Here is a 518-nt window from a genome sequence, read left to right as displayed (position 1 = left end):
GCCTATTTGACTGGTTAAATAAAAGCGCGCAATGCTCATAGGTGTTAATCCCATCAGTAGGTTGATGAGGAAAAATGGGAACACTGGAATCAAGCGCAAAGAAAACAGATAAAACGCGCCATCCTTTTTTACTCCTTGGTTAATCGCAACAAGCTTTTCCCCAAATCTCGATTGAACCCAATCCCTAAGCAAATATCGGCTACTCAAAAAAGCTAAGGTCGCACCGATCGTACTGGCAAAAGAAACTAAAAGTAAGCTAAACCAAAACCCAAACAAAGCTGCGCCTAGCAAAGTAACCACTGCTGCTCCGGGAATAGAAAATGCGGTAATCGCAACATACGCTAAAAAATACACCGTGGCGGCATAGACGATGTTGGCTTCGATGAATGAATTGAGTGCTTCTTGCTGCGCTTTTGCGTTTTCAAGCGTTAGATATTGACCAAAATTAGCGCCTAACAAAAGAATGGTGGCAACAAGTATCAGTCCAAAGATAAGTTTTTTATTCATGTGTGCTCCGT

At 42.1% G+C, this 518-nt stretch carries 1 protein-coding gene; it reads right to left on the bottom strand.

Features of this window, described 5'->3' with window-relative positions; translation table 11 throughout:
* Window positions 1-507, bottom strand: a 507-nt coding sequence (locus R7R24_RS30430; protein ID WP_318120678.1) for a TVP38/TMEM64 family protein, incomplete at its 3' end; no start/stop codon positions are given.
* Window positions 508-518: the final 11 nt, after the last annotated feature.

This window comes from Vibrio sp. 704, assembly GCF_033339295.1.
This window is presented reverse-complemented; position numbering and strand designations above follow the sequence as displayed.